We start from the raw sequence: 17,741 nt of genomic DNA, 5'->3' as shown, positions 1-17,741 counted from the left end.
GCTTTCCTTTGTTGGTTTTATTGGTGGCTCAATCCTGCCACAGCACCGTCTCGCTGCGCTCGCTCCATTCTTCGAACCGAGCGCCGTAAGACGCTTCGATCACGTTGCGCTTGATCTTCAGGGTCGGTGTCAGGAAGCCGTTTTCCACCGCCCAACTGTCCTTGACCACCACCAACTGGCGCAAGCGTTCGTGTTTGTCGAGGCCGCCATTGACCTCCTCCAGCAGCTTTTCCAGGCTTGCATGCAACCCTGCCCGCGCCGTTCCCCCGGCGTCCTGCTGACCGACCGCCGAGAGCACGCACAGCCCCAGCGGCGCACTCAAGCCATCGCCGACCACGCACACCTGTTCGATCCGCGAATGCACCGCCAGCCGATTTTCGATCGGCGCCGGCGCGACGTATTTGCCTTTGCTGGTCTTGAAGATTTCCTTCAGTCGCCCGGTCAGGCGCAGGTTGCCTTCGGCATCTTGTTCGCCCTTGTCGCCGGTGCGCAGGAAGCCGTCCTCGGTGATGGTTTCTGCGGTTTTCTCGGGCTCCTTGAAATAGCCAAGCATGGTCGCACCGCTGCGCACCATGACTTCGCCCGAATCGGCGATCCGCACTTCAACCTCCGGGCAAGGCTTGCCGATCCAGCCGGGTTTGTTCTCGCCGGGCCGACCGATGTGGGAGTAACCGCAGCTTTCGGTCATGCCGTAGACCTCCAGCACATCCAGTCCCAGCTTGCGGTACCACAACAGCAAGGTCTGCGGCACAGGCGCGGCGCCGGACAACGCCACGCGCAACGCATCCAGCCCCAACCCGACGAGCACTTTGTGCCCGACCCGTTTGCCGATAAAGGGCAGGCCGAGCAGGAAGTCGAGGCGTTTTGCCGCAATCTTGCTGTACACGCCCATCTGGAACTTGGTCCAGATCCGCGGGACGCCGAACAACGCGGTCGGCCGCGCGCGCTGCAAATCGGTGAGAAAGGTGTCGAGGCTTTCGGCAAAGAACACGGTTTGCCCGGTGTAGATCGACGCCAGCTCGACGAACATCCGCTCGGCGACATGGCACAGCGGCAGGTAAGACAGCAGTCGATCCGACTCGTTGAGACCGAACAGCTGAGTGCCGCGCGTGGTGGCAAAGCCCAGATTGCCGAAGCTATGCATCACGCCTTTGGGCACCCCGGTGGTGCCGGAGGTGTAAATGATGGTCGCCAACTGGTCGGCGGACGGCTTGGGATCGTCCTGGATCGGTGAGCTCTTTTGCAGATCGGCCCAGCTGTGGTCGAAAGTACCCGGCGGATGCAACGGCAGGCTGATGGTCGGCAGATCGGGGCTGACGCCACGTGACATGTTCGGCCAGTCATCGAGTTTGCCGATGAACGCCAGCGCCGCTTCCGAGTGTTCGAGCACTTGCGCCACCGACTCGGCGGTGAGGTTGGGGTACAACGGCACCGAAACGTGCCCGGCCATCCAGATTGCCAGGTCGGCGATGATCCAGTGCGCGCAGTTTTTCGAGATCAGGGCGATGTGACTGCCTTGGGGCAGTTCGCGTGCGCGCAGCCAATGCGCGGCGCGGCGAGCCTGATGGCCGACGTCGGCCCAGGTCAGGGTCTCGACGTGTCCGCCGCCGGTAGGTTGGACCAGAAACCGCTGGCGGGGATGACGGGCTTCACGCTCGTAAAAGACGTCCAGCGGCAAACGAAAAGCAGCAGACATGCGACTCGCTCCTTTATTTTTGGTCTGGAGCAAGCGTAGTCAACCAAGCGGTTGCTTGGTTGACTATTTCACACAAAATCCCGGAACACCGCCGCCCCCTGTAGGCGCGAGGCTTGCACGCGAAGGGCTTTCAACGACGGCAACAGCTTCGCGGACAAGCCTCGCGCCTGCAAAAAGCCAAAGCAAATGCGGTTACGGGTGCTTGATGCTGTTGAGCTTCATCGAACCTATCAGCAGTTCAGCGTTCTCGAGCTCGGCCAAGCCAGCGGTGCTGACCCTCTCTGGTGGATAGCCGGCACCATGCTGCAAGTAACTCAACAAGTTCCCCACCAACGGGTTGTGACTGACCAGAAGGACGTCACTCACCGACACGAGTTGCTCGGCCACCTTGTCTGGATCAGTGTCCGGGGTCAGCCACTCGACAGTGCGAATCTCCGGTTCGAAACCCAGCGCCTCGCGCACCAGCTGCGCGGTCTCATGCGCTCGCAGAAACGGGCTGGCATAGATGGCTGTAATCGGCTGACCGATCAGTTCAGCAGCGATGCTCAGCACCTCTGAACGACCATGTTCCGTCAGTGCGCGCTCCGAATCGTGTGGTTTGGAACCGTGTGGCTCGGCTTCACCATGACGCAATACCCAGAGTTTCATAGTTTCGGCTCCTCATCTCGGGCCGGATGTGGCGCTGGCGGCACGGCGTGCGGCGCTTCGCCTTCCGGTGTACGCGGCGTCGGCCAGTCGGCGAACGGCCAGGGTTTCTGGTCGCTGTGGAAGGTGCCGAAACGACCGATCTGCGCCAGGAACTGGCTCAGGCTATCGCCGAAGTTCATCAGGCTGGCGCTCGGGGCGCCATAAATCAAACGATAGATCAGTTGCACCAGCACCACCGCCCCCAGGATGAACTGCGCCACTTGCCAGACCAGCAAGAAGACGATCATCCATAACACCCGCAGCAGAATGGACTCGTAGGTGGCCTCTGTTTTCGGATCGTTCATGTGCAACTCCCTGCTTTATCTCGAAAGCGTGATCAGTTGAAACCGCTGGTGGAAATGAAGTCCACATCGGTTTTGGGTTCGCCGCGCATCAACAGTTCAATCACTTGATTGAGCGTGCGCCCTTCGAACAGAATCGCGTGCAACCCGGCGACCAGCGGCATATAGACGCCCACTTCCTGAGCCTTGGCCTTGAGCACCTTCAGCGTGTTCACGCCTTCGGCGACTTCGCCCAGGCGGGTCACCGCCTCTTCCAGGCTCAACCCCTGGCCGAGGGCAAACCCGACCTGGTAATTGCGGCTTTTCGGCGACGAACACGTGACGATCAAGTCGCCCACGCCCGCCAACCCAAGGAAGGTCATCGGGTTGGCGCCCTGATTCACCGCGAAGCGGGTCATTTCCGCCAACGCCCGGGTGATCAGCATGCTCTTGGTGTTTTCACCCATGCCAAGCGCCACCGCCATGCCGGCGATGATCGCGTACACATTTTTCAGCGCCCCGCCCAACTCCACGCCGAAGCGGTCGGCGCTGGCGTACACGCGAAAGGTCCGGCCATGCAACGCCTCCTGGACCCGCTGGCAGAGTTCTTCGTCTTCGCTGGCGACCACGGTGGCGGTCAGTGCGTGTTCGGCGATTTCACGGGCCAGGTTCGGCCCGGACAGCACGCCGATGCGCGCTTGCGGGGCGATTTCTTCAAGGATCTCGCTCATCAGCTTGAACGTGTGGGCTTCGATGCCTTTGGTCAGGCTGACCAGCAATTTGCCGCTCAACCGTGCGGCGTGCGGGACCAGTACCGAACGCAGCGCGCTGGACGGCAGCGCAACAAAGCACAGGTCGCAAGCGTCCAGGGTCGCTTGCAAATCAGTCACCGGTTCTACCAGGGGAAGAATCTTGATGCCTTTGAGGTAACGCGGGTTTTCGCGATTGACCCGCATGGACTCAGCCTGCTCGGGGTCACGCATCCACTGCCGGACCTGATGCCCGTTCTCGGCCAACAGATTAGCCACGGCGGTACCAAAACTTCCGCCTCCCAGGACCGCAATTGGGCGCTGTTCAGTCATATGCAATCCGTTAATCCATACCAGTGGCGATGTCGGCATTATACGGAGCGTCCCAGTGGCGGCCAGCCCCCGTATCAATTACCGGCACTTGTAGGAAGAAGACCAATAAATCCTAGGAAAATGCCGGCATCGTGAATGGAAAAGTCGAACAGCTCGGTTAACATGCGCGCCATCTCATCGTTATCAAGGACGTTTCGTGTCGTTTGGCTCTCCTTCACCCTCCTCTCCGCTGGTTCTGGCATTGCTTTTCAGCTCGCCATTGCTGGCCGACGACTTGTTCCTCGACAACGAATCGCTGCCGCAAGTGCTCACGGCCACCCGCCTGAAGCAGTCGCCGGCCGCAGTCCCGGGAAGCATGACGGTGATCGACAGCGAACTGATCAATGCCAGCGGTGCACGGGACATCAGCGAATTGCTGCGCCTGGTGCCGGGCATGATGGTCGGCAATATCAGCGGTAATCAGGCGGCGGTGAATTACCACGGCACCAACGCCACGGAAGCGCGGCGAATGCAGGTGCTGATCGACGGCCGCTCGGTGTACCGCGCTGGCCTGGCCACGGTGGACTGGAGTGATATCCCGGTGGCCATGGAAGACATCGAGCGCATCGAGGTTTTCCGCGGCCCCAACACGGTCAGCTACGGCGCCAATGCGTTGATGGCGGTGGTCAACATCATCACCCGCAACCCGGCCGACAGCCACGGCACGCGGATGAAAGTCATCCGTGGCCAGCGCGGCATCGATGATTTTTACGCCAGCCAGGGTGTGGGCTGGGACGGCGGCGACCTGCGTCTGTCACTGTCCGGCCAGCAGGACGACGGCTTCGACACCGACAGCAACGGTGCTGATTATCGCGACAGTAGCCGCTTGAACCGCTTCAACCTTGCCGTCAGCCAGACCCTGAGTGAAAACCAGAGCATCGACTGGCAGTTGAACGCCAAGGACGGAACCAACCAGCGGCCTTATACCTACCGCCCGGTGTTCTCCGGGATTACCGCAGCCGGGAACAATTCCGACGTCGTTGCCAAGGACTACGCCGGTTCGTTGCGCTGGAACCTGGACATCAATCCTGATCACAGCCTTTATATCCAGGGTTCGGCTCAGCACTGGGACCGTCAGCAGACCTGGCGCGCCTGTGATGCGGAAGTTTCGTTCAGCCCGCAACTGACCGAACTCTGGCAGCTCAACCCGAACTACACCGAACGCCTGGCGCGCAACATCGAGCGCTTCACCGGTCCCGGCGCGCCGGCCGGCACGGCGGCGGAACAAGCGCTGGGCAATCAAGTGCTGGCGCAATGGCGCAACGGTGCCCGGCAAACCCTCTGTGGCGACATCGACCAGAGCGCCCGGGAAACGCGCTACGACCTGGAACTGCAAGACACCCTCAGCCTGTCCGACAGTCTGCGACTGGTCAGCGGCATGAACTATCGTTACGACCGGGCAAATTCCGAGACCTACTTCAATGGAACGCTCGACGACAACACTTGGCGCGCATTCGGCCAACTCGAGTGGCGCGCCACCGAGCACTGGTTGCTGCAGGGCGGCGCCATGTTCGAAGACACGCAATTGACCGGCAGCTCGCTGACCCCGCGGGTAGCGGTCAATTACCTGATCAACCCGCGTCACGGCTTGCGCGCGGTGTATTCGGAAGCCATCCGCTCACCGGACATGTTCGAGAACAACGTCAACTGGAGTTACCAGGTGACCAACCTGCGGCCCAGTGCCTACGGCCAGACCAGCGCCCGGTATTTCGTCAAGACCCGCGGCCCCGGCGACCTCGAACAAGAACGCATGCGCTCGCGCGAGCTGGGCTACAACGGCTACTTCGCGGAGCTTGGGCTGACGGTCGATGTGAAACTGTTCTACGACGAAATCAGCGGCATGATCAGCGAACCCCTGCGCAACAATCAGTACATCGCCAGCAATTCCAACAGCTCGCGCTTCAAGGGCACGGAAACCCAGCTGGACTGGCGCCTGAGCAGCGCCGACCGGCTGCGCCTGACTTACGCCTACGTCGACGCCGAGGCGAGCAATCCGCAGGATGAGCGACTGACGGCGCGCAACAGCGGTTCCGCCGGTTGGCTGCGCAACTGGGGCCACGGCTGGAACAGCGCCCTCTTCTATTACGGGGACGACGCCCTCAACGGTTACCGCTTCGAACGCGTCGACACGCGCATCGCCAAACGCATCGGCCTGGGCAAGGCCAATCTGGAACTGGCCGGCGTGCTCCAGCAGCGCCTCGACCATCAACCCACCACCTTCGTCGACAACAACTATGACGAGCGTCGGGTGCTCTACTTCAGCGCGGAGCTGACGTTTTAAATGCTGCATCGCCTGTCGAGGAAGTCGCCAACCCTTGGCCGCCTGCTGGCAGGGGTGTGCCTGGTGTTTGCCGGCCTGCTTGGCAGCCTGACGATTCAGGCCGCCGACATTCTGCTGACCGGCGCCGAAGACAGCCCGGGCGTGCAATCCTTTGTGCAGGCGCTGAGCGGCATGCGCCCGGCCGACAGCGTTCGCTTCCAAGTACTGGACAGCTTGCCAAGGCCGGGCGCACTACCCGGCGATACCCGTTTGATCCTGCTCGATCTGCCGAGCCTCGATTGGCGCCTGCAAGAGACACAAGGCCCGCCGACGCTGGTACTGCGCATCAGTCGCCTGCAAGCCCATCATCGTTTCGGCGCTGACTTTCCATCGCACCTCAGCCTGCTCTGGAGCGATCCGCCGCTGGATCGGCAATTGCGCCTGACCCGGCTCATCCTGCCCGAGGCCCGACGCATCGGCGTGCTGTACGACAGTCACAGCGAATTCCTGCTCAAGGAATTGCGTCTGTCGGCACAAGCGTTGGGCCTTGAAGTGATCGCCGAGCGATGGGACAACACCAACGACAGCCGCCCTTTACAGAATTTGCTGAAGAACTGCGACGTGCTGCTGGGCCTCGACGACGCCGATCTGTACAACCCGAAAACCGCAAAAAATCTGCTGTTGAGCAGCTATTCGCGACAACTGGCGCTGGTCGGCCCGAACGCCGCGTTCGTCAAGGCTGGTAGCCTGGCCAGCACCTACAGCGATCAGAACGATTGGCTGGAAGTGCTCGACGAATTGCTCGATCGGCCGCAGACAGGCTGGCCCCGTGCGTTGTATCCAAAACACTTCAAAGTGTTAAGTAATCCGCAGGTGGCTCGTTCATTGGGTATTGAACAGGTGACTGAAGCGTTTGTCGCAGCACAGTTGGCCGAAGGAGAAAGCCGCCCATGACCTTCCGTCGCGGTTGGGACATCAACACCCGCACGCAGATCATCAGCCTCGGCCCCGCCCTGTTGCTGACGTTGCTGCTGATCAGTTTCTTCACCTTCGTGCGGATCCAGGACCTGCGCCAGGAGCTCAACCACACCGGCCAGTTGATCGCCAACCAACTGGCCCCCGCCACGGAATACGGGGTGATCTCGGGCAACAACGAGGTACTCGAAAGTTTGCTCAAGGCGACGCTGGCCACGCCCAACGTGCGCTTTCTCGAAGTCCAGGACAGCGCCAACCGGATTCTGGTGTACGTCGAGCAACCGTCGGAAACCCATGCCCGCTCGCATCAGGTCGAAGTGTTCCAGGCGCCGGTGCGGCTGCAACGGATCGCGCTGAACAATGATTTCTTCCAGGGCAGCAACGTCGCCAACACGGCCCCGCCCGAGGACTACCTGGGCCGGGTGATCGTCGGCTTGTCCAATGACGCCTTCAGCCAGCGTCAGCAGGAAATCCTGTTCAAGGCCGGGATTCTCGCCTTGTTCGCGCTGCTGTTTACCTTTCTGGTGGCCCGACGCCTGGCCGGCAGCCTGTCGCAGCCGATCCGCGACATCGGCCACGCCGTGAAGGCGATTCAGGAGGGTGATTACAAAACGCCGCTGCCGATCGTCGATGACACTGAGTTGGGCGCGTTGTCGCAGCACATCAATAACCTCGCGCAAGGCCTCGAGCAGGCCAGCCGTGAGCAGCAGCAGGCCATGGCGCAATTGATCCAGACCCGCGAAGAAGCGGAAAAGGCCAACAACGCCAAATCTGACTTCCTGGCGATGATGAGCCACGAACTGCGCACCCCAATGAATGGCGTGCTGGGCATGCTGCAACTGCTGGAAACCACCGACATGACCGAGGAGCAGATCGAGTATGCGGCGCTGGCTTCGGAGTCGACCGAACACCTGCTCAAAGTCATCAACGACATTCTCGACTTCTCGCGCATCGAGCGTTCAGAACTGGAGCTGGAACACATTCCGTTCAACCTCGCTGACCTGATCAGCAGCTGCGCCCAGTCGTTCCAGCACAGCGCGGCGCAACGCGGGCTCGATCTGGCCCTGGCGATTCCCGAGGACATGCGCGCCTTGCAGGTTCAAGGCGACCCGACGCGGATCCGGCAGATTCTGGTCAACCTGGTGGGCAATGCGCTGAAGTTCACCGAGCAAGGCCGCGTCAGTATCGAACCGCAATGGCAGTCACTGGATCACGAACTGCTGTGGTTCACCTGCACCGTGCGCGACAGCGGCATTGGCATCTCGGCCGAAAGCCTGGAGTTGATGTTCAACGCGTTCCAGCAGGCCGACAGTTCTATTTCAAGGCGTTACGGCGGCACCGGGTTGGGGTTGCCGATTGCCCGCACCCTGGCCGAACGGATGGGCGGCACCTTGCGCGCCCAGAGCGAAGAAGGCCTGGGATCGGTGTTTACCCTGGAAATTCCGTTGGCCCTTTATAAGCAGTCACTGCCGGAGTTGAAACCACGGACACAGAGCGGCGACGGCCATGGTGAAGGACGCAATGTGCTGCTGGTGGAGGACAACCCGGTCAACCAGACGGTGATCGAAGCAATGTTGCGCAGTCTGGGCTTTACTGTCAGCGTCGCGACCGATGGCGCGCAGGCGGTGCAAAGCGCCAAAAGCCTGATATTTGAAGCGATTCTGATGGATTGCCGACTGCCGATCATCGACGGCTACGAAGCAACCCGCCAGATCCGCCTGCTCCCCGGCTGCGCAGACTTGCCGATCATCGCCCTGACCGCCAATGCCTTGCAGGGCGACCGTGAAGCGTGTTTATCAGCTGGAATGAACGATTACCTGGCCAAGCCCTTCAAACGCACTGATCTGCAGCAAATTTTGCAGCGCTGGGTGCAGTAGTACAGGCCTTTCGACCATCTGCGACTGGCGTGAAAGGCGAAAGTGCGGCAGTCTTAGGCACCCGAACAGGCCCGAAAAGGGGCTTGAATAATAATTTCAGTGCACAAGTGTACATTCATGTCCTTGGTGCTGTGACTTTCACCACAACGCAATAGTCTATGAGTAGGCTGCTGACTCGAGGCATGAACGCCTCGGTCGGCCGGGAAGATTTGCCCCACCCTGCCGCATGGGACTATTGAGGAGCTCGCATGACCCAACAAAACGCCTTTACTCGGGAAGACCTGCTGCGCTGCAGTCGCGGTGAGCTGTTCGGCCCGGGTAACGCACAACTGCCCGCCCCGAACATGCTGATGGTGGATCGCATCACCCATATCAGTGCCGAGGGTGGCAAGTACGGCAAAGGTGAATTGGTCGCCGAGCTGGATATCACTCCTGACCTGTGGTTTTTCGCCTGCCACTTCGAAGGTGATCCGGTGATGCCAGGCTGCCTGGGCCTCGACGCCATGTGGCAACTGGTCGGTTTCTTCCTCGGCTGGCAAGGTCTGCCGGGCCGTGGCCGTGCGCTGGGTTCGGGCGAAGTGAAATTCTTTGGCCAGGTCCTGCCGACCGCCAAGAAAGTCACCTATAACATTCAGATCAAGCGCGTGCTGAAGGGCAAGCTGAACCTGGCCATCGCCGATGGTTCGGTCAGTGTCGACGGCCGCGAGATCTACACCGCCGAAGGCCTTCGGGTCGGCGTTTTCACCTCCACTGACAACTTCTAAGGGTTATCCGCATGCGCCGCGTCGTTATCACTGGTCTGGGCATCGTATCGTGCCTGGGCAATGACAAAGAGACCGTCTCCGCTAACCTGCGTGCAAGCCGCCCTGGCATCCGGTTCAACCCGGAATATGCCGAAATGGGTCTGCGTAGCCAGGTTTCCGGCTCCATTGACCTTCCCCTCGAAGAGCTGATCGATCGCAAGATCTATCGCTTCGTCGGCCACGCGGCGGCGTACGCCTACCTGGCCATGAAAGACGCCATCGCAGACTCCGGCCTGACCGATGAGCAAGTCTCCAACCCGCGTACCGGCCTGATCGCCGGTTCCGGTGGCGCCTCCACGCTGAACCAGATGGAAGCGCTGGACATCCTGCGCGAGAAAGGCGTGAAGCGCGTTGGCCCATACCGCGTCACGCGGACCATGAGCAGCACCGTTTCCGCTTGTCTGGCCACACCGTTCAAGATCAAGGGCCTGAATTACTCCATCGCTTCTGCCTGCGCCACCAGTGCTCACTGCATCGGCAACGCCATGGAACAGATCCAGATGGGCAAGCAGGACGTCGTGTTCGCCGGCGGCGGTGAAGAAGAGCATTGGAGCCAATCGTTCCTGTTCGACGCCATGGGCGCACTGTCCAGCCAGTACAACGAAACTCCGGAAAAAGCTTCCCGTGCCTACGACGCCAAGCGTGACGGTTTCGTCATCGCCGGCGGTGGCGGCATGGTCGTGGTCGAAGAGCTGGAACACGCTCTGGCCCGCGGCGCGAAGATCTACGCGGAAATCGTTGGCTACGGCGCGACCTCCGACGGCTACGACATGGTCGCCCCAAGCGGCGAAGGCGCCATCCGCTGCATGCAGATGGCCATGTCCACCGTCGATACTCCGATCGACTACCTGAACACCCACGGCACCTCGACTCCGGTCGGCGACGTCGCGGAAATGAAAGGTGTGCGTGAAGTGTTCGGCGACAAGGCCCCGGCCATCAGCTCCACCAAGAGCCTGTCGGGTCACTCCCTGGGCGCCGCCGGCGTTCACGAAGCGATCTACTGCATGCTGATGATGGAAGGCAACTTCATGGCGGGCTCCGCCAACATCGAAGAATTGGACCCGGAAGTGGCAGACATGCCGATCCTGACCAAGACTCGCGAAGACGCCACCATCAACACCGTGATGAGCAACAGCTTCGGCTTCGGTGGCACCAACGCCACCCTGGTACTGAAGCGCTGGACCGGCAAGTAATACTCCGCCGTCTCGCAGCACACAAAAACGCCCCGACTGGTTCGGGGCGTTTTTTTATGCCTGAAAAAATGTGCACTGCGATGCTTTTTGTAGGAGCCAGGCTTGCCGGCGAAGGCGCACTGAAGGACGCCTTCGCCGGCAAGCCTGGCTCCTACAGATACCGTGTTCTACCAGCGAGATATTCACGGCGAACATGAAGCTTTTGTCATGAAACTCAATGCCCTGCGACCGAATGCCACGTGTTTGGCGGGCTGCAGGACTATTGTCGGTTTCGCAAAAATTCGTTACCGAACTCAGTCGTTTACTTAGCAGGCTAACCAAACATATAACAGAGTCCTGCACACGCCTTGCTGCAGATAACAGAGATTGGAGCTAGCAGATGATTGTAAAAGTAACTGAACGCGACGATTCACATAAATCCCATGAAGGCATAGCTGCCGGTATCCGTATCTGGGATGTACATCAACAAGACATGCTGGTGGGGATGTTTCATTCCGAAACCGACGCCCACAGCTACAAGGCTGAACTGGAAAAACAGGAGCAGCAACGAGCGCTCCGATCTGCATAAGCAATGACAGCATTGAAAACGACAAACCCCGCCATGAGCGGGGTTTGTCGTTGTTGAAGCCGTTAAAGGCTTACCACATCAGATCATCAGGGATCTGATAGGCCGCGTATGGATCATCTTCGGCAGCGACTTCTTCAGTCTTGACGTTCAGCTGCACGATGCGCCGAGGATCGCGCTCCTGAATCTTCAGGGCCGCCTCACGCGGGATCACTTCGTAGCCGCCGGCATGGTGCACGATCGCCAGGAAGCCATTGCTCAACTGGTTGCGCATCAGCGTGTTGACGGAGATACGCTTGACCTTCTTGTCGTCAACGAAGTTGTAGTAGTCCTCGGTGGTCAGCTTCGGCAGGCGCGAGACTTCGATCAATTGCTTGATCTGCGCCGCGCGAGCCTTGGCCTCGACTTTCTCCTGTTGCTGACGGTTCAGCTCCTGGTCGCGCTTGACCTTCTCGGCCATGGCTTCCTGGGCGGCACGCTGCTGCGAGTCATCGAGTTCAATCTGGCCTTTATGGGCCAGGCGTTGCTGCTTCTGCTTCTCTTTGCCGACCTGTTTGGCCTGCTTTTGGTTGACCAGCCCTGCTTTGAGCAACTGGTCGCGAAGGGAAATGCTCATGGTGCTTATTTCTCACTTAGGCCACTGCTCAACCGCAGCTGGGCAAATTCTTTTCCTGACGTTTGGCTTCGCCCCACAAGGCGTCCAACTCTTCGAGGGTGCAATCTTCCATGGGACGGTGGGTGTCGCGCAATGCCTGTTCGATAAAACGGAAGCGTCTTTCAAACTTGCTGTTGGCGCCACGCAGTGCAGTTTCCGGGTCGACTTTCAAATGACGCGCCAGATTGACCACGGAAAACAGCAAATCACCCACCTCATCGGCAATCGCTGCCGAGTCATTGTCGGCCATGGCTTCGAGCACTTCATCGAGTTCTTCGCGCACCTTGTCCAGCACCGGCAAGGCGTCCGGCCAGTCGAAACCGACTTGCCCCGCGCGCTTCTGCAACTTCGCCGAGCGGGACAATGCAGGCAGCGCGGCAGGCACATCGTCGAGCAAGGACAGCTGTTCGGGCGCGGATGATTTTTCGGCGCGCTCCTCAGCCTTGATCTCTTCCCAGCGCTGCTTGACCTGCTCTTCACTCAGGCGCGGAACATCCAGCGGCGCGTACAGATCACCGGTTGGAAATACGTGAGGATGGCGACGGATCAGCTTGCGGGTGATGCTGTCGATCACACCGGCGAATTCGAAGCGCCCCTCTTCCCGGGCCAACTGACTGTAATAAACCACCTGGAACAGCAAATCACCCAACTCGCCCTGCAAGTGATCGAAGTCACCGCGCTCGATGGCGTCAGCGACTTCATAGGCTTCCTCAAGGGTGTGCGGGACGATGGTGGCGTAGGTTTGCTTGATGTCCCACGGGCAACCGAACTGCGGGTCGCGCAGACGGTTCATCAGGTGCAGCAAGTCTTCAAGTGAATACATCAATCAATCTCTACATCTGCAATGCGGTATGTCGGCCCAACCGTAACCCTGTAGGAGCGAGGCTTGCCCGCGAAGGCGGTGTGTCAGGTATGACGCCTTCGCGGGCAAGCCTCGCTCCTACAGGGATCATCATCACGGTGTACGGTTACGCCGGGTTTCGATGATGTTCGGCAACTGGGAAATCCGTCCCAGCAACCGCCCCAATGCATCCAGCCCCGGAATCTCGATGGTCAGGGACATCAGCGCGGTGTTGTCCTCCTTGTTCGAGCGGGTGTTGACCGCCAGCACGTTGATCCGCTCGTTGAGCAGCACCTGCGACACGTCACGCAGCAAACCGGAACGGTCGTAGGCGCGGATGATGATGTCCACCGGGTAGGTGAGTACCGGCACCGGGCCCCAGCTGACCTGAATGATCCGCTCCGGCTCGCGCCCTCCCAGTTGCAGCACCGAGGCACAGTCCTGACGGTGAATGCTCACGCCACGGCCCTGGGTGATGTAACCGACAATGGCATCACCCGGCAACGGCTGGCAGCAACCGGCCATTTGCGTCATCAGGTTGCCGACACCCTGAATCTGAATGTCGCCGCGCTTGCCCGGTTTGTAGCCGGTGGCTTTGCGCGGGATCAGCTCCAGCTGCTCATTGCCGCGTTCCGGCTCGACCAGTTGTTGCGCCAGGTTCACCAGTTGCGCCAGGCGCAGATCGCCCGCGCCCAACGCGGCGTACATGTCTTCGGCGGTCTTCATGTTGGCCTTGTCGGCCAGCTTGTCGAAGTCCACCGCTGGCAAGCCGAGACGACTGAGCTCACGTTCGAGCAGGGTTTTACCGGCCGCGACGTTCTGATCACGCGCCTGCAACTTGAACCAGTGAACGATCTTTGCCCGTGCCCGCGAGGTGGTGATGTAACCCAGGTTCGGGTTCAGCCAGTCGCGGCTCGGAGTGCCGTGCTTGCTGGTGATGATCTCGACCTGTTCACCGGTTTGCAGGCTGTAGTTGAGCGGTACGATGCGCCCGTTGATCTTCGCGCCACGGCAGTTGTGACCGATTTCGGTGTGCACGCGGTAGGCGAAGTCCAGCGGGGTCGCGCCCTTCGGCAGGTCGATGGCGTGACCGTCCGGGGTGAAAATGTAGACCCGGTCCGGCTCGATATCGACCCGCAGCTGTTCAGCCAGACCGCCGATGTCACCCAATTCTTCATGCCACTCGAGGACCTGGCGCAGCCAGGAAATTTTCTCTTCGTAGTGGTTGGACCCGGATTTGACGTCGGTGCCCTTGTAGCGCCAGTGCGCGCAAACGCCCAGCTCGGCTTCTTCGTGCATGGCGTGGGTGCGGATCTGCACTTCCAGCACCTTGCCCTCGGGGCCGATCACCGCGGTGTGCAGCGAGCGGTAGCCGTTCTCTTTCGGGTTGGCAATGTAGTCGTCGAATTCCTTCGGAATGTGCCGCCACAACGTATGGACGATGCCGAGCGCGGTGTAGCAGTCGCGCATTTCCGGCACCAGCACACGAACGGCGCGCACGTCGTAGATCTGGCTGAACTCCAGCCCCTTGCGCTGCATTTTGCGCCAGATCGAATAGATGTGTTTGGCCCGGCCGCTGATGTCGGCATCGACGCCGGTGGCCTGCAACTCGACTTTCAGCTGGTTCATCACATCGGCAATGAAACGCTCGCGATCCAGACGCCGCTCGTGCAGCAACTTGGCGATCTGCTTGTACTGATCGGGCTCAAGGTAACGGAAGGACAAATCCTCCAGTTCCCATTTGATATGACCGATACCGAGACGGTGAGCCAGCGGCGCGTAGATGTCGAAGACTTCACGGGCAACGCGATTACGCTTTTCGTCGTCGGCGGTTTTCACCGCACGGATCGCGCAGGTGCGCTCGGCCAGTTTGATCAACGCGACGCGCACGTCGTCGACCATGGCCACCAGCATTTTGCGCAGGTTTTCGACCTGGCCCTGGGTGCCCAGCACCAACGATTGACGGGGGCTCAGGCTGGCGCTGATCGCCGCCATGCGCAACACGCCGTCGATGAGTTTGGCGACCACCGGACCGAAGCGCTGGCTGACCGTCGGCAGTTCGATCTGGCCTTCGCGCACGCCGCGGTACAGGACCGCCGCGACCAACGAATCCTGATCGAGTTTGAGGTCGGCGAGAATCTCGGCGATCTCAAGGCCGGTGCGGAAACTCGAGGTCCCTTCGGACCATAGATTCTTCGCCGCATTGGCCTGTTGTTCAGACACGCGAGCGAACTCGCACGCTTCCTTCAAGGCTTCGCGATCCAGTGCCAGATCGACACTGACCGCATGATCGAGCCAAGCCTCGAGATTGATACTGCCGTCAGTGTTGATCGGCTGGTGTGCTCTCACCTGTACCATCTTGCTTACCTTCCCTACGACGCAGATTCAATGCGTCAATTCGCTGACCTTCATTGCCCGATTGCCCTCACGGGGCTACTGCAAGAGCGGCACGGGCGGCCAGTCGGACCAGACGAGCCGTCCTAGCTCGCTTCAAATAACGCCATGGCCTCGACATGTGCCGTCTGAGGAAACATATCGAGAATCCCGGCACGTTTTAACCGGTAGCCCTGCTTGATCAATTCGACCGTATCGCGCGCCAGCGTTGCCGGGTTGCACGATACGTACACCAACCGTTTGGCGCCCAGGGACGCCAGCTTGCGCACGACCTCGAAAGCACCGTCACGCGGTGGGTCCAAGAGTACCGCACAAAAGCCTTCGCGCGCCCATTCGGCATCGGTCAAAGGCTGGGATAAATCGGCCTGAAAAAAAGTCGCATTATGAAGATTGTTGCTAGCTGCATTCGCGGCTGCTCGCTCGACCATCGCCTGCACACCTTCCACTGCCACCACCTCGCGAACGACCTTGGCCAGCGGCAATGCAAAGTTACCCAACCCACAGAATAGATCGAGAACCCGTTCCTCCGCTGTCGGCTTCAGCCACTCCAACGCCTGGGCGATCATCGCTTCATTGACCCCGGCGTTGACCTGGATGAAATCTCCCGGTCGGTACGCCAGATTCAAGTCCCACTGTTCAAGTCGATAACCCAACGACTGGTCAGTCTCGACCGGTTGCGGTTCACCGTCTCCGTGCAGCCACAGCTGGGCTTCATGGAACGCGCAGAAATCCTTGAGGATCGTCATGTCGGCGTCGGACAGCGGCGCCATGTGCCGCAGCAACACCGCCAACGACGAACCGCTGAACAATTCCACATGCCCCAGCGCCTGAGGTTTGCTCAAGCGTCGAAGCATTTCCGGCAAGCGGGTCATGATCGGCTGCAAGGGCTGGACCAACACCGGGCATTCGTTGATGGCCACGATGTCCTGACTGCCCGCCGCGCGGAAACCGACTTCGAGCTTCTTCGCTTTCATGTCCCAACGCACCGCCACTCGAGCGCGACGGCGGTAACCGAATTCCGGACCGCTCAACGGCGCTGCCCACTCTTGGGGTTCGACACCGGCGACCTTGGACAGTTGTTCGGCGAGCATGCGCTGTTTCAGGGCAAGTTGTTCAGTGTGCGGCAGATGTTGCACGCTGCAACCGCCACAGCGGCCGGCATGCGGGCACGGCGCCGGACGACGCAACTCGCTGGCCTGGAACACCCGTTCGGTGCGCGCCTCGACCACTTTACCGTGGGCGCCCAACACGCGCGCCTCGACGTCTTCGCCCGCCAGCGCGCCGAGGACGAACCAGGTGCGACCTTCGAAAAACGCGATTCCGCGACCGTCATTGGCCAGGCGCTCGATGCTCAAGCGCTGCTTTTTGCCAGTCGGAATTTGCGGGGCCTTGCTGCCGCCAGTGGGTTGGAAGCGCAGGCCTCTCTCTTGCTTGGCCATCAGTTGGGCGCGTCGAAAATGCCGGTCGACAAGTAACGGTCGCCACGGTCGCAAATGATCGCGACGATCACCGCGTTTTCAACTTCCCGGGACAGGCGCAGCATCGCTGCCACCGCACCGCCTGAGGAAACGCCGCAGAATATACCTTCTTCGCGGGCCAGACGACGGGTCACGTCTTCAGCTTCGCTTTGCGCCATGTCGACAATGCGATCGACACGATCGGCTTGATAAATCTTCGGCAGGTATTCCTGCGGCCAGCGACGGATACCCGGAATCGCCGAGCCTTCCATCGGTTGCAGGCCGATGATCTGCACGTTGTCGTTCTGCTCTTTCAAGTAGCGCGAGACACCCATGATGGTGCCGGTGGTGCCCATCGAACTGACGAAATGAGTGATGGTGCCCTCGGTCTGGCGCCAGATTTCCGGGCCGGTGGTGGTGTAGTGCGCTTCGGGGTTATCGCCGTTGGCGAACTGATCCAGCACTTTGCCACGGCCTTCGGCTTCCATTCGCTGAGCGAGGTCGCGCGCGCCTTCCATGCCTTCTTCCTGGGTGACCAGGATCAGCTCGGCGCCATAGGCCGTCATCGCGGCCTTACGTTCAGCGCTGGAGTTATCCGGCATGATCAGGATCATCTTGTAACCCTTGATCGCCGCAGCCATGGCCAGCGCGATACCGGTGTTACCCGAAGTCGCTTCGATCAGCGTATCGCCGGCGTGGATCTGCCCACGCAATTCAGCGCGGGTAATCATCGACAGCGCCGGCCGGTCCTTGACCGAACCCGCCGGGTTATTCCCTTCGAGCTTGAGCAAAAGGGTATTGCTGGTGGCGCCAGGCAGGCGCTGCAAACGGACCAGCGGGGTGTTGCCGACGCAATCGGCGATGGTTGGGTACTGCAAGGTCATGGCGTATTCGCAATCCAGACTGCGGGGGCGCCTATCATACCGGCAAACGCGA

Annotated in this window: 15 protein-coding genes; 6 read left to right on the top strand and 9 right to left on the bottom strand. The window is 60.4% G+C overall.

The window, feature by feature from the left end; all coding sequences use genetic code 11:
• Positions 1-28 precede the first annotated feature (28 nt).
• The 4 genes from AB4N91_RS04770 to AB4N91_RS04755 all read right to left on the bottom strand — a co-directional run bounded on the left by AB4N91_RS04770 (position 29) and on the right by AB4N91_RS04755 (position 3,746).
• On the bottom strand, positions 29-1,696 hold the full coding sequence (locus AB4N91_RS04770) for an AMP-binding protein (protein ID WP_460112151.1): 1,668 nt from the start codon (positions 1,694-1,696) through the stop codon (positions 29-31).
• Between the two features lie 192 nt (positions 1,697-1,888).
• Positions 1,889-2,344 (bottom strand): phosphohistidine phosphatase SixA, encoded by a 456-nt coding sequence (gene sixA / locus AB4N91_RS04765; RefSeq protein WP_427701281.1) that lies wholly within the window; start codon positions 2,342-2,344, stop codon positions 1,889-1,891.
• On the bottom strand, positions 2,341-2,688 hold the full coding sequence (locus AB4N91_RS04760) for a DUF4389 domain-containing protein (RefSeq protein WP_010457073.1): 348 nt from the start codon (positions 2,686-2,688) through the stop codon (positions 2,341-2,343). The genes sixA and AB4N91_RS04760 overlap by 4 nt, the downstream gene beginning before the upstream one ends.
• 32 nt (positions 2,689-2,720) lie before the next feature.
• Positions 2,721-3,746: an NAD(P)H-dependent glycerol-3-phosphate dehydrogenase gene (locus AB4N91_RS04755; protein WP_010457075.1), complete on the bottom strand. Its 1,026-nt coding sequence runs from the start codon at positions 3,744-3,746 to the stop codon at positions 2,721-2,723.
• Positions 3,747-3,942: 196 nt separating this feature from the next.
• Between AB4N91_RS04755 and AB4N91_RS04750 the strand changes: the two genes are divergently transcribed.
• The 6 genes from AB4N91_RS04750 (at position 3,943) to AB4N91_RS04725 (ending at position 11,461) form a co-directional block, all read left to right on the top strand.
• A complete protein-coding gene (locus AB4N91_RS04750; protein ID WP_460112150.1) occupies positions 3,943-6,066 on the top strand; it encodes a TonB-dependent receptor plug domain-containing protein in 2,124 nt (707 codons plus the stop codon).
• Positions 6,067-6,999 (top strand): ABC transporter substrate-binding protein, encoded by a 933-nt coding sequence (locus AB4N91_RS04745; RefSeq protein WP_010457078.1) that lies wholly within the window; start codon positions 6,067-6,069, stop codon positions 6,997-6,999. It begins immediately after the preceding gene.
• Positions 6,996-8,897, top strand: coding sequence for an ATP-binding protein (locus AB4N91_RS04740; RefSeq protein WP_010457080.1), 1,902 nt, complete (start codon positions 6,996-6,998; stop codon positions 8,895-8,897). The genes AB4N91_RS04745 and AB4N91_RS04740 overlap by 4 nt, the downstream gene beginning before the upstream one ends.
• Positions 8,898-9,145: 248 nt before the next feature.
• Positions 9,146-9,661, top strand: a complete 516-nt coding sequence (fabA, locus tag AB4N91_RS04735; RefSeq protein WP_008148022.1) for a 3-hydroxyacyl-[acyl-carrier-protein] dehydratase FabA — start codon at positions 9,146-9,148, stop codon at positions 9,659-9,661.
• A gap of 11 nt (positions 9,662-9,672) precedes the next feature.
• Positions 9,673-10,893 carry a beta-ketoacyl-ACP synthase I gene (gene fabB / locus AB4N91_RS04730; RefSeq protein WP_010457084.1) on the top strand — a complete coding sequence of 407 codons (1,221 nt, stop codon included), beginning with the start codon at positions 9,673-9,675 and terminating at the stop codon, positions 10,891-10,893.
• A 379-nt stretch (positions 10,894-11,272) separates the two neighbouring features.
• A complete protein-coding gene (locus AB4N91_RS04725) occupies positions 11,273-11,461 on the top strand; it encodes a hypothetical protein (protein ID WP_460112149.1) in 189 nt (62 codons plus the stop codon).
• A 70-nt stretch (positions 11,462-11,531) separates the two neighbouring features.
• Here the strand turns inward: AB4N91_RS04725 and AB4N91_RS04720 are convergent, their stop codons facing one another.
• From AB4N91_RS04720 to cysM, 5 genes are all read right to left on the bottom strand, one after another.
• Positions 11,532-12,074 carry a DUF2058 domain-containing protein gene (locus AB4N91_RS04720; RefSeq protein WP_010457087.1) on the bottom strand — a complete coding sequence of 181 codons (543 nt, stop codon included), beginning with the start codon at positions 12,072-12,074 and terminating at the stop codon, positions 11,532-11,534.
• 28 nt (positions 12,075-12,102) lie between these two features.
• Entirely contained in the window at positions 12,103-12,936 is an 834-nt protein-coding gene (mazG, locus tag AB4N91_RS04715; RefSeq protein ID WP_010457090.1) for a nucleoside triphosphate pyrophosphohydrolase, read from the bottom strand.
• A 132-nt stretch (positions 12,937-13,068) separates the two neighbouring features.
• Positions 13,069-15,312, bottom strand: a complete 2,244-nt coding sequence (gene relA, locus AB4N91_RS04710; protein WP_460112148.1) for a GTP diphosphokinase — start codon at positions 15,310-15,312, stop codon at positions 13,069-13,071.
• Between the two features lie 122 nt (positions 15,313-15,434).
• Positions 15,435-16,787: a 23S rRNA (uracil(1939)-C(5))-methyltransferase RlmD gene (gene rlmD, locus AB4N91_RS04705; RefSeq protein WP_083375949.1), complete on the bottom strand. Its 1,353-nt coding sequence runs from the start codon at positions 16,785-16,787 to the stop codon at positions 15,435-15,437.
• Positions 16,787-17,689, bottom strand: coding sequence for a cysteine synthase CysM (cysM, locus tag AB4N91_RS04700; RefSeq protein WP_042932649.1), 903 nt, complete (start codon positions 17,687-17,689; stop codon positions 16,787-16,789). The genes rlmD and cysM overlap by 1 nt, the downstream gene beginning before the upstream one ends.
• Between the last annotated feature and the right edge of the window lie 52 nt (positions 17,690-17,741).

This window comes from Pseudomonas sp. H3_D04 (genome assembly GCF_054669175.1).
Note: the sequence above shows the minus strand (reverse complement) of the source record. Positions and strands in the feature narration are given on the sequence as shown.